General features: G+C 56.2%; 19 protein-coding genes. 15 read left to right on the forward strand and 4 right to left on the reverse strand.

Features of this window, described 5'->3' with window-relative positions:
* The first annotated feature begins 35 nt into the window (after positions 1-35).
* Both aas and lplT read left to right on the forward strand, forming a co-directional pair.
* The gene (gene aas / locus FD744_RS11955) at positions 36-2,186 is read left to right on the forward strand and encodes a bifunctional acyl-ACP--phospholipid O-acyltransferase/long-chain-fatty-acid--ACP ligase (RefSeq protein WP_160868316.1); all 2,151 of its coding nucleotides are present in this window, start codon (positions 36-38) and stop codon (positions 2,184-2,186) included.
* Positions 2,183-3,373, forward strand: coding sequence for a lysophospholipid transporter LplT (gene lplT, locus FD744_RS11960; RefSeq protein WP_160868317.1), 1,191 nt, complete (start codon positions 2,183-2,185; stop codon positions 3,371-3,373). The genes aas and lplT overlap by 4 nt, the downstream gene beginning before the upstream one ends.
* Before the next feature lie 200 nt (positions 3,374-3,573).
* Here the strand turns inward: lplT and FD744_RS11965 are convergent, their stop codons facing one another.
* The 4 genes from FD744_RS11965 to mutH form a co-directional block, all read right to left on the reverse strand.
* Complete coding sequence (locus FD744_RS11965) at positions 3,574-4,614, reverse strand: NADP(H)-dependent aldo-keto reductase (protein WP_045816396.1); 1,041 nt, start codon at positions 4,612-4,614, stop codon at positions 3,574-3,576.
* 143 nt (positions 4,615-4,757) lie between these two features.
* On the reverse strand, positions 4,758-4,976 hold the full coding sequence (locus tag FD744_RS11970; RefSeq protein ID WP_034823127.1) for a YgdI/YgdR family lipoprotein: 219 nt from the start codon (positions 4,974-4,976) through the stop codon (positions 4,758-4,760).
* Positions 4,977-5,093: 117 nt separating this feature from the next.
* A complete protein-coding gene (locus FD744_RS11975; protein ID WP_034823125.1) occupies positions 5,094-5,804 on the reverse strand; it encodes a TerC family protein in 711 nt (236 codons plus the stop codon).
* 59 nt (positions 5,805-5,863) lie between these two features.
* Positions 5,864-6,550: a DNA mismatch repair endonuclease MutH gene (mutH, locus tag FD744_RS11980; protein WP_034823117.1), complete on the reverse strand. Its 687-nt coding sequence runs from the start codon at positions 6,548-6,550 to the stop codon at positions 5,864-5,866.
* Between mutH and FD744_RS11985 the strand changes: the two genes are divergently transcribed.
* The 13 genes from FD744_RS11985 (at position 6,549) to recD (ending at position 25,544) form a co-directional block, all read left to right on the forward strand.
* Positions 6,549-6,722, forward strand: coding sequence for a hypothetical protein (locus FD744_RS11985; protein WP_160868318.1), 174 nt, complete (start codon positions 6,549-6,551; stop codon positions 6,720-6,722). The two genes, mutH and FD744_RS11985, sit on opposite strands and share 2 nt — an antisense overlap.
* Before the next feature lie 512 nt (positions 6,723-7,234).
* Positions 7,235-7,765 carry an RNA pyrophosphohydrolase gene (gene rppH / locus FD744_RS11990; RefSeq protein ID WP_034823115.1) on the forward strand — a complete coding sequence of 177 codons (531 nt, stop codon included), beginning with the start codon at positions 7,235-7,237 and terminating at the stop codon, positions 7,763-7,765.
* Between the two features lie 12 nt (positions 7,766-7,777).
* Positions 7,778-10,024 carry a phosphoenolpyruvate--protein phosphotransferase gene (ptsP, locus tag FD744_RS11995; RefSeq protein ID WP_038645088.1) on the forward strand — a complete coding sequence of 749 codons (2,247 nt, stop codon included), beginning with the start codon at positions 7,778-7,780 and terminating at the stop codon, positions 10,022-10,024.
* A 115-nt stretch (positions 10,025-10,139) separates the two neighbouring features.
* Entirely contained in the window at positions 10,140-11,021 is an 882-nt protein-coding gene (gene lgt, locus FD744_RS12000; protein WP_034823111.1) for a prolipoprotein diacylglyceryl transferase, read from the forward strand.
* Positions 11,018-11,812, forward strand: coding sequence for a thymidylate synthase (thyA, locus tag FD744_RS12005; protein ID WP_045816400.1), 795 nt, complete (start codon positions 11,018-11,020; stop codon positions 11,810-11,812). Before lgt ends, thyA begins: the two co-directional genes overlap by 4 nt.
* Before the next feature lie 180 nt (positions 11,813-11,992).
* Positions 11,993-12,463, forward strand: a complete 471-nt coding sequence (locus tag FD744_RS12010; protein ID WP_160868319.1) for a prepilin-type N-terminal cleavage/methylation domain-containing protein — start codon at positions 11,993-11,995, stop codon at positions 12,461-12,463.
* On the forward strand, positions 12,454-12,993 hold the full coding sequence (locus FD744_RS12015) for a prepilin peptidase-dependent protein (protein WP_160868320.1): 540 nt from the start codon (positions 12,454-12,456) through the stop codon (positions 12,991-12,993). Before FD744_RS12010 ends, FD744_RS12015 begins: the two co-directional genes overlap by 10 nt.
* Complete coding sequence (locus FD744_RS25585; protein ID WP_160868321.1) at positions 12,990-13,418, forward strand: DUF2509 family protein; 429 nt, start codon at positions 12,990-12,992, stop codon at positions 13,416-13,418. The genes FD744_RS12015 and FD744_RS25585 overlap by 4 nt, the downstream gene beginning before the upstream one ends.
* Complete coding sequence (locus tag FD744_RS12025; protein WP_373424386.1) at positions 13,354-13,692, forward strand: prepilin-type N-terminal cleavage/methylation domain-containing protein; 339 nt, start codon at positions 13,354-13,356, stop codon at positions 13,690-13,692. Before FD744_RS25585 ends, FD744_RS12025 begins: the two co-directional genes overlap by 65 nt.
* Positions 13,693-13,771: 79 nt before the next feature.
* Positions 13,772-17,152, forward strand: a complete 3,381-nt coding sequence (recC, locus tag FD744_RS12030) for an exodeoxyribonuclease V subunit gamma (RefSeq protein WP_160868322.1) — start codon at positions 13,772-13,774, stop codon at positions 17,150-17,152.
* 105 nt (positions 17,153-17,257) lie between these two features.
* Positions 17,258-20,155 carry a pitrilysin gene (gene ptrA, locus FD744_RS12035; RefSeq protein ID WP_160868323.1) on the forward strand — a complete coding sequence of 966 codons (2,898 nt, stop codon included), beginning with the start codon at positions 17,258-17,260 and terminating at the stop codon, positions 20,153-20,155.
* A complete protein-coding gene (gene recB, locus FD744_RS12040; RefSeq protein ID WP_160868324.1) occupies positions 20,152-23,697 on the forward strand; it encodes an exodeoxyribonuclease V subunit beta in 3,546 nt (1,181 codons plus the stop codon). Before ptrA ends, recB begins: the two co-directional genes overlap by 4 nt.
* On the forward strand, positions 23,694-25,544 hold the full coding sequence (gene recD, locus FD744_RS12045) for an exodeoxyribonuclease V subunit alpha (protein WP_160868325.1): 1,851 nt from the start codon (positions 23,694-23,696) through the stop codon (positions 25,542-25,544). Before recB ends, recD begins: the two co-directional genes overlap by 4 nt.
* Positions 25,545-25,666 lie beyond the last annotated feature (122 nt).

Consider the following 25,666-nt stretch of genomic DNA (forward strand, 5'->3'; position numbering starts at 1 on the left):
TAAGCGCCATATTTTAACGCTGCTAAGGAGCTGGCATGCTATTCACTGTTCTGCGTTTCCTGTTTCGCCTGTTATGGCGGGTGGAACTGCGTGGCGATCTCACCGCACTGCACAAAGAAAAAGTGCTGATCACCCCTAACCACATGTCATTCCTTGATGGCATTTTGGTGGCGCTGTTTTTGCCGATTAAACCGGTGTTCGCCGTCTATTCCTCAATCAGCGATCAATGGTTTATGCGGCTCCTGAAGCCGATTATCGACTTCGTACCGCTCGATCCCACTAAACCGATGTCGATCAAACACCTGGTACGCATGATCAATGAGGGTCGTCCGGTGGTGATCTTCCCGGAAGGGCGCATCACCGTGACCGGATCGCTGATGAAGATCTACAGCGGTGCGGGCTTTGTCGCGGCGAAATCGGGTGCGACCGTGGTCCCGATGCGCATTGAAGGCGCGGAATATACGCCGTTTGGCAGACTGGCAGGGGTGTTTAAACGTCGCCTGTTCCCACGTATTACCCTGAGCGTATTGCCTGCTACCATCATCCCGATGCCGGAAGCCAAACGCGCGCGCGATCGTCGCGTATTGGCGGGTGAGCACTTACATCATGTGATGATGGAAGCGCGCATGGCGGTGCGTCCACGGGAAACGCTGTTTGAAGCCTTCCTTAATGCACGCCAGCGTTATGGCCTGACTAAACCTTGCATCGAAGACATCAACTTCAAGCCGGATAGCTACACCGGGCTGCTGAAAAAATCGCTCGGTGTCGGTCGAATTCTTGAGCGTTACAGCCAGCAGGGTGAATACGTTGGTCTGCTGCTGCCCAATGCCACCGTCACGGCGGCGGCGATCCTCGGGGCGTCACTGCGCGGGCGTATCCCGGCGATGCTCAACTACACCGCGGGCGTCAACGGCATGCGCGCGGCGCTCACCGCTTCGCAGGTCAAAACCGTGTTCACCTCGCGCCAGTTCCTTGGGAAAGGCAACCTGGAGCACCTGCCGCAAGGCTTAACTGAAGTCCACTGGATCTACCTCGAAGACCTTAAAGACACCGTCACGCTCAAAGACAAGTTGTGGATTCTGGCGCACCTGCTGATGCCACGTCGCGCACAGGTCAGGCAGCAGCCGGAAGATGCCGCGATGGTACTGTTCACTTCGGGTTCGGAGGGTAATCCCAAAGGCGTGGTGCACTCGCACAAAAGCCTGCTGGCTAACGTTGAACAGATTCGCACCGTGGCGGATTTCACCCCGCGCGATCGCTTTATGTCGGCGCTGCCGCTATTCCACGCTTTCGGCCTTACGGTCGGCCTGTTTACGCCGCTGCTGACCGGCGCGCAGGTGTTCCTCTATCCGAGCCCGCTGCATTACCGCATCGTGCCCGAATTGGTGTATGACCGTAACTGCACCGTGCTGTTTGGGACGTCGACTTTCCTCGGCAACTATGCGCGCTTTGCCAATCCGTATGATTTTGCACGCCTGCGCTATGTGGTAGCGGGTGCAGAGAAGTTGCAGGAAGGCACGCGCCAAATCTACGCCGAGAAGTACGGCATTCGTATTCTTGAAGGCTACGGCGTCACCGAGTGTGCACCAGTGGTGGCAATCAACGTGCCGATGGCGGCGAAACCTCACACCGTGGGTCGTATTCTGCCCGGCATGGATTCACGTTTGATCTCCGTGCCGGGTATTGAGCAGGGCGGTCGTCTGCAACTGCGTGGTCCGAACATCATGAACGGTTATCTGCGCGTCGAGAATCCTGGCGTGCTGGAGAAGCCAGTAGCCGATAACGGTGAAGGCGAGATGGAAGTCGGTTGGTACGATACCGGCGACATTGTTAGCTTCGATGAAGGTGGCTTCTGTCAGATTCAGGGCCGTGCCAAACGCTTCGCCAAAATTGCCGGTGAGATGGTGTCACTGGAAAGCGTCGAACAGATCGCTTTGAAAGCCTCGGGCGAGAAGCAGCATGCCGCGTCACTGCGCCCTGACGGTCATCGCGGTGAAGCCTTAGTGTTGTTCACTACTGACAGCGAACTGGGGCGTGAGCAACTGCTTAAAGCCGCCCGCGATATCGGTGCGCCAGAACTGGCTGTGCCGCGTGACATTCGCTTTATGAAACAGCTGCCGCTGCTGGGTAGCGGTAAACCAGACTACGTCAGCCTGAAACAGCTGGCCGAAGAGGATCAAGCATGAGTCAGGCGGTTAATCCCGATTCACCGTTACTGTCACGCAATATGATGGCGGTGATTGTGGCGCAGTTTTTCTCCGCGTTTGGCGATAACGCGCTGCTGTTTGCCACGCTGGCGGTGCTGAAAAGTCAGCTCTATCCCGACTGGAGCCAGCCGATTCTGCAGATGATGTTTGTGGCCACTTACATTCTTCTGGCGCCGTTTGTCGGGCAGATGGCTGACAGCTTTGCCAAAGGCCGGGTGATGATGTTCGCCAACAGCCTCAAGCTGCTGGGCGCACTGATTATCTGTTTTGGCTTCAATCCATTCCTTGGCTATACGCTGGTGGGTATTGGTGCGGCATCCTACTCGCCTGCTAAGTACGGCATCCTCACCGAGATCACCAGCGGTGAACGACTGGTGAAGGCCAACGGTCTGATGGAGTCCTCTACCATTGCTGCCATCCTGTTGGGTTCAGTGGCGGGCGGTATTCTGGCGGACTGGAATCTGCTGGCCGCGCTGATTGTGTGTGCACTCACTTACGCGTTGGCAGTGGTGGCGAATATCTTTATTCCTAAGCTGTTGGCGGCACGACCGGGTCAGAGCTGGCAGTTTGGTGCCATGTTCCGCAGTTTCAAAGAATCCGCTTTGCTGTTGTGGCGTAACGGCGAGACGCGTTTTTCCCTGCTCGGCACCAGCATGTTCTGGGGCGCAGGCGTGACGCTGCGTTTCCTGCTGGTGCTGTGGGTGCCCGTGGCGCTCGGTATCACCGACAATAAAACGCCCACCACGTTAAATGCCATGGTGGCGATCGGGATTGTGATTGGCGCTGCCGCGGCGGCGAAACTGGTGACGCTGCAAACCGTGCGCCGCTGCATGCCCGCCGGGATATTGATTGGCGTGATGGTGGTGGTGTTCTCACTGCAAACCAGCTTGCTGAATGCCTATCTGGTTCTGATGGTGATTGGTGCGCTGGGGGGCTTCTTTGTGGTGCCACTTAATGCGTTGCTGCAGGAGCGCGGTAAAGATTCGGTGGGCGCGGGCAACGCGATTGCCGTGCAGAACTTCGGTGAAAACATCGCGATGTTGGTGATGCTGGCGCTGTACACCATCGCTGTTAAGTTGGGTGCACCTGCAGTGGCAACCGGTATTGGGTTCGGTGGGATTTTTGCTGTGGCGATTGCGTTGCTGTGGTGGAAATCGCGCCGTTAAGGCGGTGCGTTGAAAAACCAGGTCGCCAGCAATGGCGACCACAGATCCGAAATGCGCGCATTCGGGTGCACACAATCAAAACCGCGTCATACGCCTGTAGGGTGTGCATCAAGGCACATCGGGCCAAAGTCTTAGCCACAGGCCATCAATGCTGCAGGTCGTTGCGACGCAAACCTTTACGCCGCAACGATGATATCCCGTTAAGGTGCCGGGTAAGTATACTGACGATGAATCGCTTCCAGTTCCTCTAACACATCGGCATTCAGCGTCAGGTTGAAACTCTCCACGTTAATCTTCAGCTGTTCCAGCGTCGTCGCGCCCAGCAGGGTACTGGCGACAAATGGCTGCTGGCGGACGTAAGCCAGTGCCATCTGTGACGGATCCAGATTGTGCTTCTTCGCCAGACCAACATAAGCGGCAATCGCCTGATTCGACTGCTCACCGCTGTAGCGGGTGAAGCGGCTGAACAGGGTGTTACGCGCACCGGCAGGTTTAGCACCATTCAGATATTTGCCGCTCAGCGTCCCAAACGCCAGGCTTGAGTAAGCCAGCAGTTCAACCCCTTCATGCTGGCTGATTTCCGCCAGGCCGACTTCAAAGCTGCGGTTCAGCAGGCTGTAAGGGTTCTGAATGGTCACAATACGCGGCAGCTCGTGCTTCTCAGCCAGCTGCAGATAGCGCATCACCCCCCATGCGGTTTCGTTAGACACGCCGATGTAGCGAATCTTACCCGCACGCACCTGCTCATTCAGCGCTTCCAGCGTTTCCAGCAGCGTCACGTTGGCGGTGGTTTCGCTGTACTGGTAGCCCAGTTTGCCGAAGTAGTTGGTTTGACGTTGCGGCCAGTGCAGCTGGTAGAGATCGAGATAGTCGGTGTTCAGACGCTTCAGGCTGGCATCCAGCGCTTCGCGAATGTTTTTGCGATCCAGTGCCTGGTTAGGGCGAATCGACGCATCTGCGCCGCGCACCGGACCGGCAATTTTGCTGGCCAGAATGATCTTGTCACGGCTGCCGCGCTTCTTCAGCCAGCTGCCAATGTACTGTTCGGTTAATCCCTGGGTTTCCGGGCGTGGCGGCACCGGATACATTTCAGCGGTATCAATCAGGTTGATGCCACTGCTAATCGCGTAATCGAGTTGCGCGTGGGCGTCGGCTTCGCTGTTTTGCTCACCAAACGTCATGGTTCCTAACCCCAGTTGGCTGACTTCCAGCGTACTGTGGGGGATGCGGTGATAATGCATTGCCGGCTTCCTTTTTTCATTATGAAAGGGAATGTTGTGTCCTCTGGGACTATATCCTGTGAAGCGGCGCGGAAGGAAGGGGGGAAAGTTCGGGAAATCGCCTGCACTGGGGAAAAAATCGTGCAGGCAATCGAATTTGGCACTTAACGCTCAATGATGGTGGAGACCTCGTCACCATTGATCTGCATCACATGACCTTGATCGTCAGTGTACTGCACCAAACCTGTCTCTTTATCGATGGACGGTTTGCCATCAGTCTTAATCATACGGCCATCTTTGGTCGCCATCACGTAATCACTGCTGCAACCACTCAACGTCAGCGCGACCAGCATAATACCCACGACACTCACCAACCCTTTCATTCTTATCTCCCTCAACCTACTTCAACTGCAAAAGTGTAGTAATAAATGCTTTCGCTGGCTGACGTAATCGCATCATTCCTAAAATTAAAGGGCGAGATGCGCTCGCCCTTGACATCGTTAAGCCGCGCTTTTCTTGCTGCGCATCAGGTTCAGGCACTCCACGGCCATGGAGAAGAACATGGCAAAATAAATGTAACCTTTTGGTACATGGATACCGAAACTCTCCAGAATCAGGGTAAAGCCGACCAGAATCAGGAATGCCAGCGCCAGCATTTTCACCGAGGGATGACGCTCAACAAATTCACCAATGGCGCGTGCGGCAAACATCATCATCAACACGGCAATGACCACGGCAGCCATCATGATGAACAGATGATCGGACAAGCCGACAGCGGTGATCACCGAATCGAGGCTGAAAATAATGTCCAGCAACATGATCTGAACGATCGCGCCGAAGAAGGAGTGGACGTTGGTTTTGTGCTCACCTTCGGCGCCTTCGATGGTTTCATGAATCTCCATGCTGGATTTCCACAGCAGGAACAGACCACCAAACAGCAGGATCAGGTCGCGCGCAGAGAAGCTGTGATCCATCAGGGTAAACAGCGGATTGGTGAGACGGACTACCCAGGCAATGGACGCCAGCAGACCCAGTCGCATCAGCATGGCACCCATTAAACCGAGGCGGCGAGCTTTGTTTTGCTGGTGTTTCGGCAACTTAGCGACAACCAGCGACAGGAAGATAATGTTGTCGATACCCAAAACCACTTCCAGAATGGTCAATGTTCCCAGTGCCAGCCAGGCATTGGGATCAGCAATCCAGTCAAACATGAATCATTCAATCCTAAACGAAAATTAAACGGCGATTATACGCACCCGATACGCCTGACTTACAGTAGAAAATGGCGTGCCAGCAGCGGTCCGGTGAAGCTTTTCTTAAGATAGAAACCGCGCGGTAAGGTCATTATAGGCTCTCCATGCTCACCGATGGCTTCCGTCAGCGCTTTGCTGTTGGCCGCTTTCGGGCGGATCTGCAGCCAGGCGCCGTGACGGGCGGTAATACGTTCCACCTGGCCCAGCACGATCATATCCATCAACTCTTCCCAGTCTTCACGCAACTGCTGATCTTCTTCTTCGCTCGGTTGCCATAACAGCGGCGATCCCACTCGACGATCCGCGAGGGGCAAAGCACGGTCACCCTCAATCGGGATCCACAAAACGCGAGCCAGCTTGTGGCGCACATGGCTGGTCTCCCAGGTTACGCCGCTGTTGCCGGTCAGAGGCGCAACGCAGACAAAGGTGGTTTCCAACGGTTTGCCCAGCGCATCTACGGGGATGGTCTTGAGTTCGATACCGAGATGGGCGAAATCCTGCTCCGCTTTGCTGCCCGCGCTGGCACCAAGGTGCAGCTCAATCAGCATGCCAACCCAGCCCTTATCCCGCCTCAAATCGGCTGGCACCGGCAAACCCAGCTGAGCTGCCAGTGCGGCAAACGTCTGGCCTGCCAGCTGTTGTGCACGTTGCAGTAATTCCGCTTCATCTTGTGGTGGCGGCGGCAATAAAACGGGGGAATTCATGGCAAAACTCATATTGGTTAAAGGATGTACAGCGCTGGCGGGGACGAGTTTTCCACATGCGCGCAGCGTGAATAACCGTGATAATAGCATGATTAAGCGTGCTTTTTTATTTGCATTGCCGGACGGTTGTGGATGCTATGGCAAGGTTATCCCAGTTTGTTATCGACAATGAACAGGATCTCCAGACTACTTATCCACAGAATGGTGGGATAACCCCCCTCACAGAGCACCCCTGTTTCGATTTACAGCCTTGACTTTAGCGATTTGAACGCTTTTTTTCCTTTCTTTGACCAGGTTTAGGGCATTATCTGTGGATAAAAGCGACGCTGGTGGATCTTTGAGCAGCGAATGGAACCTGAGGATAATTAGAAAGTGATCCGCGTTGAAACAACACTGTCATTTTTTCCTATCACTATGATTAATGGTGTTTTTAGTGCTATTCTTAGTCTGCCTTATGAGAATTTTCCGAAGTGGTTATTCAACTCATTCCCGTGTTCTGCACAAAGCTATCCACAGAAAAGGTGAATAAGATCGCCCTGAAAACCGCTCCGCTGTTTATAACTTGGCTAAACTCTGTGAGTTATCCTGTTTTTATTCGGCTATCGCCCCGGATATCCAGTGGTTTACCGCCTGTAAGGAGTGTGAAACAATCAGGCTATTCAAATTTAGCTTTGAGGTAGTCCAGTGATCGATGATGATGGCTACCGCCCGAATGTTGGTATCGTAATCTGTAACAGGCAAGGACAAGTGTTATGGGCCAGGCGCTTTGGACAGCACTCCTGGCAATTTCCTCAGGGAGGCATCAATCCGGGTGAAACCGCTGAACAGGCGATGTATCGCGAACTGTTCGAAGAAGTGGGTTTACACCGCAAAGATGTTCGAATACTTGCTTCAACCCGTAACTGGTTACGTTACAAGTTGCCAAAACGTTTGGTGCGTTGGGACACAAAGCCGGTGTGTATCGGCCAGAAACAAAAGTGGTTTCTTCTGCAGTTGATGTGTAGTGACGCGGAGATCAATGTGCAACACAGCAGCACGCCGGAGTTTGATGGTTGGCGCTGGGTCAGCTTTTGGTATCCGGTGCGTCAGGTCGTCTCTTTTAAGCGCGATGTCTATCGCCGCGTGATGAAAGAATTCGCTGGCGTGGTGATGTCTATGCAGGAGAGTGCGGGGCAGCGTAATAACAATGCCGCTCATCGACGTAAAAGAGGATAGGCCACGCCCTTTATGCTCACTCAGTTGCGCGAAATAGTAGAGAAAGTGGCGAGTGCTCCGCGTCTGAATGAAGCACTCGACATTCTGGTAAACGAAATTTGCCTTGCGATGGAAACCGAGGTCTGCTCGGTTTATCTCGCAGATCACGATCGTCGTTGCTACTACCTGATGGCGACGCGCGGGCTGAAAAAGCCGCGCGGTCGCACAGTCACGCTGGCGTTTGATGAAGGTATTGTCGGGCTCGTCGGACGTTTAGCCGAGCCGATCAACCTTGCCGACGCACAAAGCCATCCCAGCTTCAAATACATTCCTTCTGTTAAAGAAGAGCGTTACCGCTCTTTCCTTGGCGTGCCGATCATCAGCCGTCGCCAACTGCTTGGCGTACTGGTGGTTCAGCAGCGCGAACATCGTCAGTTCGACGAAAGCGAAGAATCTTTCCTGGTGACGCTTGCCACACAGATGGCGGGCTTGTTATCGCAATCACAGCTCGGTCAACTGTTTGGTCAGTTCCGCCAGACGCGGGTGAAAGCCATTGCGGCGGCGCCTGGTGTAGCGGTTGCGCCTGGTTGGGTCGATGAAACCCAGCCCTTGCTGGATCAGGTTTCTGCGGCCTCAACGCTGGATGTGCAGCGTGAACGCGAGCGTCTGGTGCTGGCGATGGGTGAGGCAGGCAATGAATTCCGCCGCTTTAGCAAGCGCTTTACCGCCAGCGTGCAGAAAGAGAGTGCGGCGATCTTCGATCTTTACTCGCACCTGTTAACCGATGCCCGCCTGAAAAAAGATCTCTTTGCTGAGATCGATCGTGGATCGGTTGCCGAGTGGGCGGTGAAAACGGTGATCGAGAAGTTCGCCGAACAGTTTGCCAGCCTGCAGGATCAATATTTACGCGAGCGTGCGGGCGATTTGCGCGTGCTCGGACAACGTCTGCTATTCCATCTCGACGATACGCTGGTCGGCACCAATGCCTGGCCTGAGCGCTTCGTGCTGGTGGCCGATGAACTCACCGCCACCACGCTGGCAGAGCTGCCACCGGAGCGTTTAGCCGGTGTGGTAGTGCGCGACGGTGCGGCCAATTCCCACGCGGCTATTCTGACGCGCGCGATGGGCATCCCCACCGTCATGGGTGCGGATATCATCCCTGCGCAGCTCAACAAACGCCTGCTGATTGTCGATGGCTATCGCGGCGAGTTGTTAATCGATCCTGAACCCGTGCTGGTGCAGGAGTATCAGCGTTTGATCAGCGAAGAAAATGCGCTGAGCAAAATGGCTGAAGGTGTGGTGGAGCAGCCCGGCGAGCTGAAAAGCGGCGAACGGGTGCAGGTGATGCTGAATGCGGGCCTGAGCCCTGAGCATGAGCAGAAGCTGGATAACTGGGTGGATGGCATCGGCCTGTACCGCACAGAAATTCCATTTATGCTGCACAACGGATTCCCGTCGGAAGAGGAGCAGGTCGCGCAATATCAAGGCATGCTGCAACTGTTCTACGATAAGCCGGTGACGTTGCGTACGCTGGATGTCGGCGCCGATAAACAGCTGCCTTACATGCCGATCAGTGAAGAAAATCCTTGCCTCGGCTGGCGCGGCATTCGTCTGACGCTCGATCAGCCAGAAATTTTCCTGGTGCAGGTACGTGCCATGCTGCGTGCCAACGTGGCCTCCGGCAATCTCAGCATTCTGCTGCCGATGATCAGCCATATCGATGAGATCGACGATGCACGTCGCCTGATCGATCGTGCCGGTCGCGAAGTGGAAGAGATGCTGGGCTATGTGATCCCGAAACCGCGTATTGGCGTGATGATCGAAGTGCCCTCCATGCTTTTCATGATCCCGCATCTGGCGGATCGCGTGGACTTTATTTCGGTGGGCACCAACGACCTGACGCAGTATTTGCTGGCGGTAGACCGTAATAACACGCGTGTGGCGAACCTTTACGATCCGCTGCATCCGGCGATGCTGCGCGCGCTGCAGAGCATTGCCCACGAAGCCCGTCAGGCCAAACTGGAACTCTGCCTGTGTGGTGAAATGGCTGGCGATCCGATGTGCGTGGCGCTGCTGGTGGGCATGGGTTATCACCACCTCAGCATGAACGGTAAAAACATTCCGCGCGTGAAGTATCTGTTGCGCCACCTCGATCACGAGGAAACGCAGAAGCTTAGTGAAAATGGCGTGGCGGCCCATACCGCTTCAGAAGTGCGCCATCTGGTGTCCGCGTTTATGGAGCGACGTGGCCTGGGCGGTTTGATTCGCGGCGGTCGTTAACGGCGTTTACATTTCCGCGGCAATTGTGAAAAGCGGCTGTGCTATCATGCGCAGCCTTTTATGGTATGACCCCTTAGCCAGACCCGTTTCAGGGCAGAAAAAACGATGGTGAAAGATGACTAACGGCTACATTTCGTTTCCCCAATTCGATCCGGTAATTTTCTCCATCGGACCGATTTCGCTTCACTGGTACGGTTTGATGTATCTGGTGGGCTTTGTATTTGCTATGTGGCTGGCGGTGCGCCGTGCCAACAAACCCGGCAGCGGCTGGAAAAAAGAAGAAGTGGAAAACCTGCTGTATGCGGGCTTCCTCGGCGTGTTCCTCGGTGGCCGTATCGGCTACGTGCTGTTCTATAACCTGCCGCTGTTCCTCGATAATCCACTCTATCTGTTCAAAGTCTGGGATGGCGGTATGTCGTTCCACGGCGGCTTGATTGGAGTGATCGTGGTGATGCTGGTGTTTGCGCGTCGTACCAAACGTACTTTCTTCCAGGTGTCTGATTTCATTGCGCCGCTGATTCCGTTTGGTTTGGGCGCCGGTCGTCTCGGTAACTTCATCAACGGCGAGCTGTGGGGCCGTGTCGATCCTAACTTCAAATTTGCGATGCTGTTCCCGGGTTCGCGCAGTGAAGATATTGCGCTGGCGGCCAACAACCCGCAGTATCAGCAGCTGCTGAGCACTTACGGTGTGTTGCCGCGTCATCCTTCGCAGCTGTATGAGCTGTTCCTCGAAGGTATCGTGCTGTTCATCATCCTCAACCTGTTTATTCGCAAGCCGCGCCCGATGGGCAGCGTCTCTGGCCTGTTCCTGATTGGCTATGGCGCTTTCCGCATCATCGTCGAGTTCTTCCGCCAGCCGGATGCCCAACTGGGCCTGTTTGAAGGCGGCATCAGCATGGGGCAGATTCTCTCGATCCCAATGATTCTGGCCGGTGTGATTATGATGATCTGGGCGTTCCGTCGTCGTCCGCAGCAACAAACTCGTGAGGTAAAATGAAACAGTATCTGGATTTAATGCAACATGTGCTGAATGAAGGCGCAGAGAAAGCCGACCGTACCGGTACGGGCACCCTGTCGATTTTCGGCCACCAGATGCGTTTCAATTTGCAGGACGGTTTTCCGCTGGTCACCACCAAGAAAGTACACCTGCGTTCGATCATTCATGAGCTGCTGTGGTTCCTGAAAGGTGAAACCAACATCAGCTACCTGAAAGATAACAAGGTGACGATTTGGGACGAGTGGGCGGATGAGAACGGCGATTTAGGTCCGGTCTACGGTAAGCAGTGGCGCAGCTGGGGCAGTGCGTCAGGCGAAGAGATCGACCAGATTAGCAAAGTGATTGAGCAGTTGAAGCGCGATCCCGATTCACGCCGCATCATCGTATCGGCATGGAACGTGGGCGAGCTGGATCAGATGGCGCTGGCACCCTGTCATGCCTTCTTCCAGTTCTACGTGGCAAACGGCAAGCTCTCTTGCCAGCTCTATCAGCGCTCATGCGATATCTTCCTTGGTCTGCCGTTCAATATCGCCAGCTATGCGCTGCTTGTGCATATGGTGGCGCAGCAGTGCGATCTGGAAGTGGGTGATTTTGTCTGGACCGGTGGCGATACCCATCTGTACAGCAATCATCTGGAGCAGGCACAGCTGCAGCTGACGCGCGAGCCACGCCCGCTGCCGAAACTGGTGATCAAACGTAAACCTGCTTCTATCTTCGATTACAACTTTGAAGATTTTGAGATTGAGGGTTACGACCCGCATCCGGCCATTAAAGCGCCGGTTGCGGTGTAAACGCACGCGTCATCACGCTGAAGCCCTGCCACTGTGCGGGGCTTTTTTATCTCTGTTATCTGTATCCTCCTCGCAAAAATTTGTCTCTGCCTGTACCGCGCGAAAACAGCCTGCGCGACGCTTTCCATCCTGCCGCTTGATGCCTTGTTGCCTGTTCGATTGAAGCGCACATTGGCTGCCATGAACAAACACGCAAACCTCGGTTTCACCCTACCGGAGCTGCTACTGGTGATGGTGATCGCCGGCATACTCAGCCTCGGCGCCCTGCACAGTTGGCAGCGCTGGCAGCAGCATCAACAACTGCGCGATAGCGTGCTGCAGCTGCAGGGTTTTCTGTTACGGCTGCGCGCCCATGCGAGCGGGCATAACAGCGATCTCAATTTGTGGCTGATTCCCGGCGAACGCGGCTGTTTGGGCGTAGGTGTAAAACCGGCGGAGGGCTGTGAACTGCCTTCACGCTGGTGGCTAGCACCGCCGCATGCCGGGGTACGCTTCAGTGCCATCATCGGCGAGCCGGGTTTCTTTGGACGGCGTGACGTAGCGCGCCCTGGCAGCATTGAGATTGAAAATGCGGCCGGTCGCTGGCGGGTGATTATCTCTGCGCGAGCACGTATTCGCGCCTGCCAGACCGGAGAAAAAGGGTGCGAGTAGCGGAGGCCGGTTTCAGCCTGCTGGAAATGCTGATTGCTCTGGCAGTAGGCGCGATATTGATGGTGAGTGTGGGCCGATTTTTGCCGCTGCTGCTGGAGCAAAATCTGCGCCTGCAGCAGCGCGTGCAATTGCAACAGGAGCTACAGCAGCTTTCCCATACGCTGCAAAAGGCGTTACAGCGTGCAGGGTACTGTCGTGGGCAATGTAACGGACCGGCACTCACACTCGTTGCAGGTGGCAGCTGTGTCCTGCTGCGCTGGGATGAAAACAGCAATGGGCGCTGGGAAGATGTGGGCAGCAGTGACAGCGACTTTTACGGCTATCGGTTGCGCAGCGGGCAGCTGGAAATGCAGCGCGCGGTGGATAACTGCAACGGCAACGGTTGGGAACGCCTAACCGATCCCGCTTTCCTCACCATCGAACATTTTAGCGTGGTGCGGCAAGGCACCCGATTAATGCTCCATCTGACGGGGCGATCGGGTACACAAAGCCTGCAGGTGGAGCACTGGATTGAAGGACGAAACTTATGAGCCAGCACGGCAACAGCACGCTGGGCATGGTGCTGATGCTGTTACTGCTCGGCAGCCTGACGCTGCATGCCACACGCACGCAGTTGTCACAGGGTATGGTGCTGGTGGCCGATACGCAGCAGCACCATAAAGATTTTGCGCAGGCACAGGCTGCGCTGCAATGGGGACTGATGCAGAGTTGGCCAGAGGCGTCCGGCTGGCAATGTCAGCAACAGCCCGTACACCAGTGGTTAAGCTGCTTATTGCAGATGGAGGAGGGCAATGCGCTGTTATCGGGTCAGGATGAAAAGAGTGAACTCCGCCTCTGGCAATGGGTCTCGCCACGCAACCAACGGCTGCATCCCCAGGTGCACGGCTGGATTGACTACTGTCCATTGTCTAAACCTGAGCACTGCCAGCCGCAGGAAGGATCAGCAGGGCTTTAGCCTGGCAGAAACGCTGGTGGCGATGCTGCTGCTGGCGATGACCATCAGCACGCTGATGCAATACCATCGCGCGCTGGCCTTAGGGTTTAGTCAACAGTGGCAGCAGCGTCAGGCGTGGCAGGTTGCCGGACAAGCCTTGCTGGGGCGTGAGGTGGCGGGCTGGCAGATCGATCGTCAGCAGCAGAGTGTGGGCATAGGATGCGTGCTGGAGCGTATCACGGTGACGGGCTCGCAACAGCGCAGTGCCAGCCTGGCTCAGCTCAATTGTCACTAAGGTGACCTCGGCGATAGGCATCGTTAGCGATACAGGGTAGAGTGACCAGGCTGCGCTGTTTTCCCTCTCAAGGAGATTTATGTTCCGGGTTTACCACTCCAATCAGCTTGATCTGTTGAAAAATCTGGCAGGTATTCTGATTGAAAACCAGCCGCTGAACGATGCGTTCGCGGCCGAACAGGTGCTGGTGCAAAGCCCCGGCATGGCGCAGTGGCTGCAGATGGAACTGGCAAACAGTTTTGGTATTGCAGCGAATATCGACTTTCCGCTCCCTGCGACCTTTATCTGGAACATGTTTGTCAAAGTGCTGCCCGGCATTCCAAAGGAGAGCGCTTTCACTAAAGCCAGCATGAGCTGGAAATTGATGCATCGCTTGCCCACCTTGCTGGAGCAGGAGGCCTTTCAGCCGTTGCGTCACTACCTCAATGATGACGATGACAAGCGCAAGCTTTATCAGCTCAGCGCCCGCGTGGCCGATCTGTTTGACCAGTATCTGGTGTATCGATCTGACTGGCTCAACAGTTGGGAGCGCGGAGAACTCATCGACGGCTTGAGCGATGCCCAACAGTGGCAGGCACCGCTGTGGCGCGATCTGGTGGCGTTCACTGAACAATTGGGCCAGCCGATGTGGCACCGTGCCAACCTGTATGCGCGCTTTATCCATGCGCTGGAGCGGGCCGAAACGCCACCGGCGGGATTGCCGCAGCGCGTGTTTATTTGTGGCATCTCCGCGCTGCCGCCGGTGTATTTGCAGGCGCTGGAAGCGCTTGGCCGCCATATCGATATTCATCTGCTGTTTACCAATCCCTGCCGCCACTACTGGGGCGATATTCAGGATTACGCTTTCCTCGCGAAATTGCAGAGCCGCAAACGTCGCCGCATGCAGTCTGACGAAGCGCAGTCGCTGTTCCGCGATCCCGAAGCTGCCCCAACGCTGTTCAATGAACTCGGCGAGCAGCAACTCACCAATCCATTATTGGCCTCGTGGGGCAAACTGGGGCGCGATAATCTGTTTCTGCTGAGTCAGATGGAATCCGCCGCTAACGATATTGATGCCTTTGTTGAGATGCCGCAGGACAACCTGCTGCACAGTCTGCAAGCCGACCTGCTCAACCTGGATGACCACGCCGTGATCGGTTTGCATGCCGATGAACTGGGTAACAGCCACAAAAAACGGGTGCTCGACCCTGATGATCGCACCATCACGCTGCAGGTGTGTCATAGCGCTCAGCGTGAAGTGGAAGTGTTACAGGATCATCTGCTGGCGCTGATGGAGGCCGACCCCGATCTTAAACCGCGCGACATCATCGTGATGGTGGCGGATATCGATAGCTACGCGCCCTTCATTCAGGCGGCGTTTGCCAGTGCGCCTGCGGATCGTTATCTGCCGTTTGCCATCTCGGATCGCCGCGCCAGCCAGGCACATCCGGCGATTCTGGCCTTATTAAGCTTGCTGGCGCTGCCAGACAGCCGCTTTGCTTCCGAAGAAGTGCTGGCACTGCTCGAAGTGCCTGCGCTGGCGCAGCGCTTCTCGGTGGATGAAAGCGGTTTGCGCCTGCTGCGCCGTTGGGTGATGGAATCCGGTATTCGCTGGGGGCTGGATGATGCCAGCGTCGAAGCATTGGCACTGCCTGCCACCGGTCAACATACCTGGCGCTTCGGCCTGCAGCGCATGCTACTGGGTTACGCGCTGGAAAGCCGCAACGGTGACTGGCAGGGCATTCTGCCTTACGACGAATCCAGCGGATTGATTGCCGAACTGGCCGGGCATCTGGCCGAATTGCTCTCTCGCTTAGAGTCGTGGCGCACCCGACTGACCGGCGAGCGTACGCTACCGGAGTGGTTGCCGCTCTGCCGCGAGCTGATCGACAGCTTCTTCAACGGCGATGCCGAAAGCGACGCAGCATTACTGCTGGTTGAAACCCAGTGGAAACAGATTATTGAGCAGGGCACGCAGGCTGATTATCAGCAACCGATTCCCGTCACCTTACTGCGTGATGAGTTGCGGTCGCGCCTCGATCAGCAGCGTATCAGTCAGCGCTTCCTGGCCGGGCCGATAAACTTCTGTACCCTGATGCCAATGCGTTCGATTCCGTTCAAAGTCGTCTGCTTGCTGGGGATGAACGATGGCGTCTATCCACGCACGCTGGCACCGCTCGGTTTTGACCTGATGCAGCAGCAGGCACGCAAAGGCGATCGCAGCCGCCGTGATGATGACCGCTATCTGTTCCTTGAAGCCCTGATTTCGGCACAGCATCAGCTCTACATCAGCTATATCGGCCGCGCGATTCAGGACAACACCGAGCGTTATCCCTCCGTGCTGGTGACAGAGTTGGTGGATTATCTTGGTCAGAGTTTTTGTCTGCCAGGCGATGAAGCGTGCGAACCCGACGTCAGCGAGCAGCGTGTACGTGAGCATTTACAGAAGCTCCACAGCCGCATGCCCTTTGCAGCGGAGAACTTCCGCCCTGACGCTTACGGCCAGAGCTTCGCCGCAGAATGGTTGCCCGCTGCCACCGGCAATGGCGTGGCACAGCCAGACTTTGTGCAAAGGTTGCCGCCACTGCCGCTGGAAACGCTCTCGCTTGAGCAATTGCTGCGCTTCTGGCGTCATCCGGTACGGGCCTGGTTCCAACAGCGGCTGGGCGTGGCTTTCTGGATGGAAGAGAGCGAATTGCCGGACAGCGAGCCGTTTGCCCCGGATAGTCTGGAGCGTTATCAAATCAATGCGCAACTACTGAATACCCTGGTCAACGGTGAGGATCCCGCGCAGCTTTATGCGCGTCATCGCGCTGCGGGCAATCTGCCTTATGGTGCTTTTGGGGAACTTTTCTGGCAGAGCCAGACCGAAGAGATGCAGGAAGTGGCTGCGGAAGTGAGTGGACAGCGTCAGCCCTCAGAGAGTTGGGAAATCAATCTGCCGCTGAATGGGGTGCAGTTGACCGGTTGGTTAACCCAGGTGCAAGCTGATGGACTGTTACGCTGGCGTCCGGGTGTGCTGAACATGAACGATGGTCTGCTATTGTGGCTGGAGCATCTGGTGTACTGCGCGTTGGGCGGCACAGGTGAAAGCCGCATGTACGGGCGCAAACAAAGCCGCTGGCGTTTTAAAGCCATCGACGCTGAGTCTGCGCTGTCACTGTTGAACGAATACGTGACGGCTTATCAGGCGGGGATGACGGAACCGTTGATGTTGCTGAACAAATCGGGTGGCGCGTGGCTGGATGCCAGTTTTGATCGAAAATCCGGCCAGTTGCTGGACGATGACGCCACGCAGAAAAAGGCATTGAACAAATTGCTGCAAGCCTGGCAGGGTGGTTTTCAGGTGGAGGGCGAAGGCAGCGATCCTTATCTGCAGCGCGTGAGCCGTACGCTGGATGATGAGGCGGTGCAGGTAATTGTTGCCGCCGCTCGCCAGTGGTATTTATCGGTGCGCCTTGCGCATCAAGATGATGAATAGCAATTGGGTAACGCCGCTTTTGCGGGAGTTCCCAAAATCATAAAAAGTTGTCTATTGCGCCGCTGGGCACACAGCCAGCGGTAAAGGGTAAAGAAAGGGGTTTAAATGCGGATTTACGCACGCTGGATGGGAGCGCTGCTGCTGAGCATGCTGGCGCTGAATGCCTTTGCCGATAGCGATCGCGGCTGGCAGCCCATCAATGAAACGATTCGAAAAAGCGATCACGATCCGCGCAGTTATCAGGCCATCACGCTGACTAACGGTATGACGGTGTTGCTGGTGTCTGACAAAGAAGCGCCTAAATCACTGGCCGCACTGACGTTGCCTATCGGCTCGCTGGACGATCCCAATCAGCAGCTAGGGCTGGCGCACTATACCGAACATATGGTGTTGATGGGCTCAAAACGCTATCCGCAACCGGATAATCTGGCCGAATTCCTGAAAAAACACGGCGGCAGTCACAATGCCAGTACCGCGTCTTATCGCACCGCGTTCTATCTGGAAGTGGAAAACGATGCACTGCAACCGGCGGTGGATCGTCTGGCCGATGCCATTGCAGAGCCTTTGCTCGATCCGGTCAACGCCGATCGTGAGCGTCATGCAGTTAATGCAGAGCTCACTATGGCGCGTTCGCGCGACGGCCTGCGTATGGCGCAGGTCGGGGCGGAAACCCTGAATCCAGCGCATCCAGCTTCCCGCTACTCAGGCGGTAACCTTGATACGCTGCGCGATAAGCCCGACAGCAATTTGCATCAGGCGCTGACCGAGTTTTATCACAGCCACTACTCTGCCAATCTGATGAAAGCGGTGATATACAGCAACAAATCGCTGCCAGATATGGCCGACATTGCGGTCCAGACTTTTGGACGAGTGGCTAACCATCAGGCCATCGTACCGAAAATCGAAGTGCCGGTGGTGACCGATGCGCAGAAAGGCATCATCATCCACTACGTGCCTGCCCAACCGCGAAAACAGCTTAAAGTTGAATTCCGCATCGCCAACAACAGCGACCAGTTCCGCAGCAAAACCGATACGTTGATCAGTTACATCCTGGGCAACCGCAGTAAAAACACCCTTAACGACTGGCTGCAAAAGCAGGGGCTGGCCGACGGTGTGAATGCCGGTGCCGATCCGATGACGGACCGCAACAGCGGCGTGTTTGCCATCACGGTCTCCCTGACCGACAAAGGCCTGGCACAGCGTGATGAAGTGGTGGCGGCGATCTTTAGCTACCTCGACATGTTGCGTAGTAAAGGTATCGATAAGGGTTATTTCGATGAGGTGTCGCATGTGCTGGCGCTGGATTTCCGCTATCCGTCGATCACCCGTGACATGGATTATATTGAATGGTTAGTGGATACCATGTTGCGCGTGCCGGTGGATCACACATTGGATGCACCGTACCTCGCGGATAACTTCGATCCCGCGGCAATCAAATCTCGTCTGGATGAGATGACACCGCAAAATGCCCGCATCTGGTATATCAGCCCGAATGAGCCGCACAACAAAGAAGCCTACTTTGTGAATGCGCCTTACCAGGTCGATAGGATCAGTGATGCGCAGTTCAGTGACTGGCAGCAGCGTGGCACGCAGATTCAGCTGTCGATGCCGGCGTTGAATCCGTATATTCCTTCCGATTTCTCCATCATCCCTGGCGATGGCAAAACGTATACGCATCCGGAAGCGCTCACGAGCGGCGACAGCATGCGCATCTACTGGATGCCAAGCCAGTTCTACGCCAGTGAACCAAAGGCAGCCATTACTCTGGCACTGCGCAACAAAGCGGCAATAAGCGACGCGCGTCAGCAGGTGTTATTTGGCCTGAATGATTATCTCTCAAGCGTGGCGCTGGATGAGTTGAACTCGCAGGCGTCAGTGGGGGGGATCAGTTTTTCTACCGGTGAAGATGACGGCATTGTGTTCAGCGCCAGTGGTTTTACCCAGCGTCTGCCGGAGTTACTGAAAAAACTGGTTGAGGGCTACGCCAGCTTCCAGCCTGATGCACAGCAGCTGGAACAGGCAAAATCCTGGTATCTGGATCGACTGGAAGCCGCCGAGAAGGGCAAAGCCTTTGAGCAGGCGATTCAGCCGATGCAGATGCTGTCACAGCTGCCGTATACCCAGCGTGAGACGCGCCGTAAGCTGGTGAAAGATCTGACACTGAAAGACGTGACGGATTACCGTGATGCGTTACTGCGCAACGCCACGCCGGAAATGATGGTGGTCGGCAACCTCTCTGCCGATCGCGTTAAACAGCTGGGTGCCGACCTGCAACAGCAGTTGCACAGCGATGGCCAGAGTTACTGGCACAGCGATTACGTGGTGATCGATAAAGCCATGAAGGCCAACCTGCAAACCGCAGGAAGCAGCACGGATTCTGCACTGGCAGCACTCTACGTGCCACTGGGTTACGACGAGTATCAAAGCATGGCTAACAGCACCATGTTGAGCCAGATTGTCCAACCCTGGTTCTATAACCAACTGCGCACTCAGGAACAGTTGGGCTATGCGGTGTTCTCGTATCAGATGCCGATTGGTCGCCAGTGGGGGATTGGCTTCCTGCTGCAAAGTAACAGCAAGCAGCCGGCCTATCTGATGCAGCGCTTTGAGGCGTTCTATCCGCAGGCTGAACAACGCCTGCGCGACATGAAACCGGAAGGTTTTGCCCAGTATCAGCAGGCGCTGATCAACGACTTAAAACAGCGCCCGCAAACGCTTGATGAAGAAGCGAATCGCTACAGCCGTGACTTCAATCGGCAGAATTTTGCTTTCGATACCCGTGAAAAAGCCATCGAGCAGATTCAGAAGCTCACGCCGCAGGGCGTGGCCGATTTCTTCCATAAAGCGGTGCTGGAACAGCAGGGCATGGCGATGATTTCGCAGATTGGCGGTAGCCACGATGGCGCCACCAAAGATGATTATGCACCTCTGCCGGGCTTCACGACCTGGGATCAGGTGGAGAAGCTACAGCAATCCCTGCCGGTTAAGAGTGACGCGCAATGAGTCTGATTCAGCCGCCAGAACCGCTCAATCCGCTGACGCTGCCATTGCGTGGCGAGCGGCTGATTGAGGCGTCTGCCGGAACCGGCAAAACCTTCACCATTGGTCTGCTTTATCTGCGTCTATTGCTGGGGTTGGGCGGGCAACATGCCTATGCCCGGCCACTGTCGGTCGAGGAAATTCTGGTCGTGACCTTTACTGAGGCAGCCACCGCAGAGCTGCGCGGACGTATCCGTGCCAACATCCATGAGCTGCGGCTGGCCTGCATTCGCGGTACCAGCCGCAATCCGATGCTGATGCAGTTGCTACTGGAGATGCTGCAACCTGCAGAAGCGGCATCGCTACTGCTGGCTGCAGAGCGGCAGATGGATGAAGCGGCTATCTTTACCATCCACGGCTTTTGTCAGCGCATGCTCAATCTCAACGCCTTTGAATCCGGCATGCTGTTTGAACAGCAGCTGATTGAAGATGAACAACAGCTGCTGCGTCAGGCCACTGCCGATTTCTGGCGTCGCCACTGTTATCCACTCTCACTGGATATCGCCCGCGTGATTGTCAGTGAGTGGAGTGGTCCGGAGCAATTGCTGGCGACGTTGCGGCCATGGCTGCAAGGCGAATCACCTAACCTGCGTTTAGCGCCCGCTGACGACGAAACGCTGACGATGCGCCACAACGAAAACCTGGCGCGTATTAACGCGATGAAAGCCGAGTGGCGCGCGGTGGGTGAAGAGGTGCTGACGCTGGTGGGGCAGTCCGACGTGGACAAACGCAGCTACAGCAGTAAAAATCTGCCGGTGTGGGTGAATAAAGTCAGTTTCTGGGCACAGAGTGAAACCCTGGATTATCAGGTGCCCGCGGAGCTGGCGCGCTTTGGTCAACAGGTGCTGGAGGAGAAAACCAAAAAGGGAAATCCTCCGCACCATGCCCTGTTTGCAGCCATCGACCGGTTCCTGGCTCAGCCGATTTCACTGCGCGATTTGCTGATTGCGCGCGCGCTGGTGGATATCCGCGCCGCCGTACGGAAAGAAAAACGCCAGCAGGCACTGCTGGGTTTTGATGATCTCCTGAGCCGACTGGATGATGCCCTGCAGCAGCCTGCAGGAGAAATGCTGGCGCAGGCGATTCGTCAGCGTTTCCCGGTGGCGTTAATTGATGAGTTCCAGGACACCGATCCTCAGCAATACCGCATTTTCCGCACGCTGTACGGTAATCAGCCCGAGCATGCATTGCTGTTGATTGGCGATCCAAAACAGGCCATTTACGCCTTTCGTGGCGCAGACATCTTTACCTATATCCGCGCGCGCAATGAAGTGAGCGCGCATTACACCCTCGACACCAACTGGCGCTCTTCGCCAGCAATGGTGGAGAGCGTCAATCAGTTGTTCAATCGGCTCGAAGCGCCTTTTGTCTTTGATGCTATCCCTTTCTTGCCGGTGCACTTCGCTGAGCCAAATCAGACGCTTTCTCTCACACTGGATAACCAGGATCAGGCGGCACTGCGTTTCTGGCTGCTACCGGGCGACGGGTGCAGCGTCGGCGATTATCAGCAGGCGTTAGCGCGACAGTGTGCCGCTGATATCAGCCACTGGTTACAGGCGGGGCAGCAACAGCGTGCGTTGCTGGGTAAAGCGGCCGCGCAGCGCCCGGTGCAAGCATCGGATATTACGGTGCTGGTGCGTAGCCGCAACGAAGCCAATCTGATCCGTGAAGCACTCAACCAGCTTGGCATTCCCTCGGTCTATTTATCGAATCGCGACAGCGTGTACACCACGCCGGAAGCGCGCGAGTTACTGTGGTTATTGCAGGCGGTGCTGGCTCCCGAGCAGGAGCGTATGCTGCGCACGGCGCTCGCTACCTCGCTGTTTGCCTTTGATGCGGCACAGCTGGATGCGTTGGATCAGGATGCGCGCGGCTGGGATGAGCTGGTAGAGACTTTTGCCCGCTGGCAACTGCTGTGGCAGCAGCGCGGCGTACTGCCGATGCTGCGCCAGCTGATACAGGAACGCCAGCTTGCGGAAAACCTGCTCGCCTCAGAAAATGGCGAACGCCGCCTGACCGATTTGCTGCATCTGGGCGAACTGATGCAGGAGGCGGCGGCGCAGCTCGACAGCCCGCACGCGCTGGTGCGTTATCTGGCGCAGCAGATAGCCAGCCCGGACAGCCAGTCGTCCAGCCAGCAATTGCGTCTGGAAAGCGATCGCCATTTGGTGCAGATCGTCACTATCCATAAATCTAAAGGACTGCAATATCCGCTTGTGTGGCTGCCGTTCGCTGCCGGATTCCGCGAGGCGGATACCGCGCTGTATCACGATCGCGACAACTTTGAGGCGGTGCTGGATCTGCAGGCTGATGACGCAAGCCTGGCGATGGCCGAGCAGGAGCGTTTGGCCGAAGACCTGCGCTTGCTGTACGTGGCACTTACCCGTTCGGTGTATCACTGTAGCGTAGGTGTGGCACCGCTGTTTCGCGGCACGCGCAAAAAAGAAGGCGAGAGCGATCTGCATAAGAGCGCACTGGGCCATCTTTTGCAGCGTGGTGAAGCGGCGACAGCGGCACAGCTGGAAACTTTACTCAATCAGCACAATGTCGCGGGTTCCGAGGTGATGCACGTGCAGGAACAGGTAGCCGAACGCTGGCACGCGCCTGATCCCGCTCATGACACATTGGCCGCCCGCACCGTCAGCCGCACGCTGGTGGAACCCTGGCGCGTCACCAGCTACTCAGGCTTGCAGCAACACGGTAGCCAGCGACTACTTGATGTGATGCCACGTTTCGATCTGGAAGCCGCAGGCGAAGAACAGCAGGAAGAGATCGCTGAAGCTGCACTGACACCGCACCATTTCCCGCGCGGCGCCGCGCCGGGGACTTTCCTGCATGAACTGTTCGAATCTCTCGATTTCCCACATCCCCCCACGGCCGCATTGCTGGAGCAACATCTGCAGCAGAATGGCTATCCATTGTACTGGCAACCGATACTGACGGATTGGATTGCGCGCGTGGTGAGTACGCCGCTCAACGATCAGGGGATACAGCTCGGTCAGGTACAGACCAGCGATCGACTCGTGGAGATGGGTTTCTACTTGCCGATTGACGGTTTGCTGACCGCGAATGATCTGGATGCGCTGATCCGTCAGGATGCTTTATCGTCCGATGCGCCGCCGCTCGATTTTCGTGAGGTACAGGGCATGTTGAAAGGCTTCATTGACCTGGTGTTCCGCTGGCAAGGCAAATATTACCTGCTGGATTACAAATCCAACTGGCTGGGCGACAGCCACGAAGCTTATACGCCAGCAGCGATGAGACAGGCGATGATCGACCACCGCTATGATTTGCAATATCAGCTCTACACGCTGGCGCTACATCGCTATCTGCAACATCGCGTGGCAGATTATGACTACGAGCAGCACTTTGGCGGCGTGTTTTATCTGTTCCTGCGTGGCATGGATGGCACTTCACCGGCCAACGGCGTATTCCACACACGGCCAACTCTGGATTTTGTTTCACAACTGGATAGCCTGTTTCGCGGGCAGGGAGCCTCGGCATGAGTGGCATTACAGCGCTACTTCAACAGGCGGTTGAGCTGCGTTTGCTGCGCTCACTGGATGTTCAGTTCGCCCTGTTGCTGGCGGATGACACGCAGCCAGCACGCCTCCTGGCGGCTGCCTGTCTCAGCGCGGAAGCGGGTGAGGGGCACGTCTGCTTACCGCTGTCACAGCTGAGCCGTGAAGGGTTATTCAATGGCCGCCATCCTGAACTGGCGCAGGCTATCTGGCTGGCGGCGGGTGAACCGCAGGACTGGACGCAAATTCTGGCTGGCTGGCCTGCTCTGAGCAACAGCAACAACGATCAGGCAGCACCGATTGTACTGACCGAAGGCCGTCTTTATCTGCATCGTCTCTGGCACCATGAAGGGCAGGTGGCGCGTTTCTTTCAGGCGCAGTCTGCTCCGCAGGCATTTCCTGATGGAGAGGTGCGTGCTGTACTGGATAACCTGTTTGGTACTGAACCCGATGACTGGCAAAAAATCGCGGCGGCGGTGGCGCTAACGCAGAAAACAGCAGTCATTTCCGGCGGCCCAGGCACCGGGAAAACCACCACCGTGGCAAAATTGCTGGCGGCATTGATTCGCCTGAGCCAGGGTGCACTGCGCATTCAACTGGCAGCCCCGACCGGCAAAGCGGCGGCGCGTTTAACCGAATCGCTCGGTAAAGCGCTGCAAAAACTGCCGGTCAGCGACACTGAGCGCCAACGCTTCCCAGCGGAAGCTGCCACCCTGCACCGTTTACTCGGTGCACAGCCAGAAACCCAGCGCCTGCGCTATCACGCCGGTAATTTACTGCACCTGGATGTGCTGGTGGTGGATGAAGCCTCAATGGTTGATTTGGGCATGATGGCCAATCTCATCGCCGCACTGCCACCCCAGGCGCGCGTGATTTTTCTTGGTGACCGCGATCAGCTGGCGTCAGTAGAAGCCGGTGCGGTACTGGGCGATATTTGCCGCTGTGCGGAAGCGGGATACAGCGTCGCGCGTGCAGCCCAGCTGAGTGCGTTAACCGGTTGCCAGGTTGAAGGCCACGATGATGACAGCGCGCCAGCCGTGCGCGACGCCATCTGCCTACTACGCAAGAGCTATCGCTTTGATGCTAACTCGGGCATCGGCAAGCTGGCGGCTGCGGTCAATGCCGGCGAGCCAAAGGCGGTCGATGCGGCATTTAACGCGGGCTTTAGCGATATTTCTCGCCAGCCACTCAATGATGGCGAGGCCTATCAGGCAATGCTGAATGCTATCGCAGAAGGCTACCGTCCATTCCTGCGGCTGGTGAGCCAGCGAGCACAGCCCGCAGAGATTCTGCACGCATTTGGGCATTATCAGCTGCTGTGCGCATTGCGCGAAGGGCCGTTTGGCGTGCAGGGATTAAATCAGCGTATTGAGCAAAAACTGATGCAGATGCAGCTGATTCGTCGTCCGCTGGGGGGGAGCCGCTGGTATCAGGGCCGTCCGGTGATGGTGACTCGCAATGACAGCGCGCTTGGGCTGTTTAACGGCGATATTGGCATTACGCTGTTTGATGATGAAGGGCTGCTGAAAGTTTTCTTCCCGTTGCCGGATGGCAGCATCAAAGCCGTACAGCCAAGCCGGTTACCGGCGCATGATACGGCCTGGTCGATGACGGTGCATAAATCGCAGGGATCGGAGTTCGACCATACCGCGCTGGTGATGCCGGCACAGTTTTTACCGGTACTCACCCGCGAACTGATTTACACCGCCATTACGCGTGCGCGCAAACAGTTAACCCTTTACAGCGATGAAGGCGTATTTCGTCGTGCGGTGCAATTACGCACTCAGCGTCGCAGCGGATTGTTGGACCGGTTAAGCGGAGAGTCATTCTGAGCGAGAGTTGAGGTCGGTAAAGAAACCGACCGCAGGCAATGCAGATGTTTTATTGGATGCGCGTGGATGCGCATCCTGACAACGTTATCAGTTTAAGACGTTGGGCAATTCCAGACCGTTTA

The sequence above is a fragment of the Pantoea sp. Taur genome (genome assembly GCF_009830025.1).
Classification (GTDB): Bacteria; Pseudomonadota; Gammaproteobacteria; order Enterobacterales; family Enterobacteriaceae; genus Pantoea; species Pantoea communis.

Coding starts and splice junctions, on each gene's coding strand:
- aas (WP_160868316.1), top strand. CDS start 36: ATGCTATTCACTGTTCTGCGTTTCCTGTTTCGCCTGTTATGGCGGGTG.
- lplT (WP_160868317.1), top strand. CDS start 2,183: ATGAGTCAGGCGGTTAATCCCGATTCACCGTTACTGTCACGCAATATG.
- FD744_RS11965 (WP_045816396.1), bottom strand. CDS start 4,614: ATGCATTATCACCGCATCCCCCACAGTACGCTGGAAGTCAGCCAACTG.
- FD744_RS11970 (WP_034823127.1), bottom strand. CDS start 4,976: ATGAAAGGGTTGGTGAGTGTCGTGGGTATTATGCTGGTCGCGCTGACG.
- FD744_RS11975 (WP_034823125.1), bottom strand. CDS start 5,804: ATGTTTGACTGGATTGCTGATCCCAATGCCTGGCTGGCACTGGGAACA.
- FD744_RS11985 (WP_160868318.1), top strand. CDS start 6,549: ATGGCAAAACTCATATTGGTTAAAGGATGTACAGCGCTGGCGGGGACG.
- mutH (WP_034823117.1), bottom strand. CDS start 6,550: ATGAATTCCCCCGTTTTATTGCCGCCGCCACCACAAGATGAAGCGGAA.
- ptsP (WP_038645088.1), top strand. CDS start 7,778: ATGCTCACTCAGTTGCGCGAAATAGTAGAGAAAGTGGCGAGTGCTCCG.
- lgt (WP_034823111.1), top strand. CDS start 10,140: ATGACTAACGGCTACATTTCGTTTCCCCAATTCGATCCGGTAATTTTC.
- thyA (WP_045816400.1), top strand. CDS start 11,018: ATGAAACAGTATCTGGATTTAATGCAACATGTGCTGAATGAAGGCGCA.
- FD744_RS12010 (WP_160868319.1), top strand. CDS start 11,993: ATGAACAAACACGCAAACCTCGGTTTCACCCTACCGGAGCTGCTACTG.
- FD744_RS25585 (WP_160868321.1), top strand. CDS start 12,990: ATGAGCCAGCACGGCAACAGCACGCTGGGCATGGTGCTGATGCTGTTA.
- recC (WP_160868322.1), top strand. CDS start 13,772: ATGTTCCGGGTTTACCACTCCAATCAGCTTGATCTGTTGAAAAATCTG.
- ptrA (WP_160868323.1), top strand. CDS start 17,258: ATGCGGATTTACGCACGCTGGATGGGAGCGCTGCTGCTGAGCATGCTG.
- recB (WP_160868324.1), top strand. CDS start 20,152: ATGAGTCTGATTCAGCCGCCAGAACCGCTCAATCCGCTGACGCTGCCA.
- recD (WP_160868325.1), top strand. CDS start 23,694: ATGAGTGGCATTACAGCGCTACTTCAACAGGCGGTTGAGCTGCGTTTG.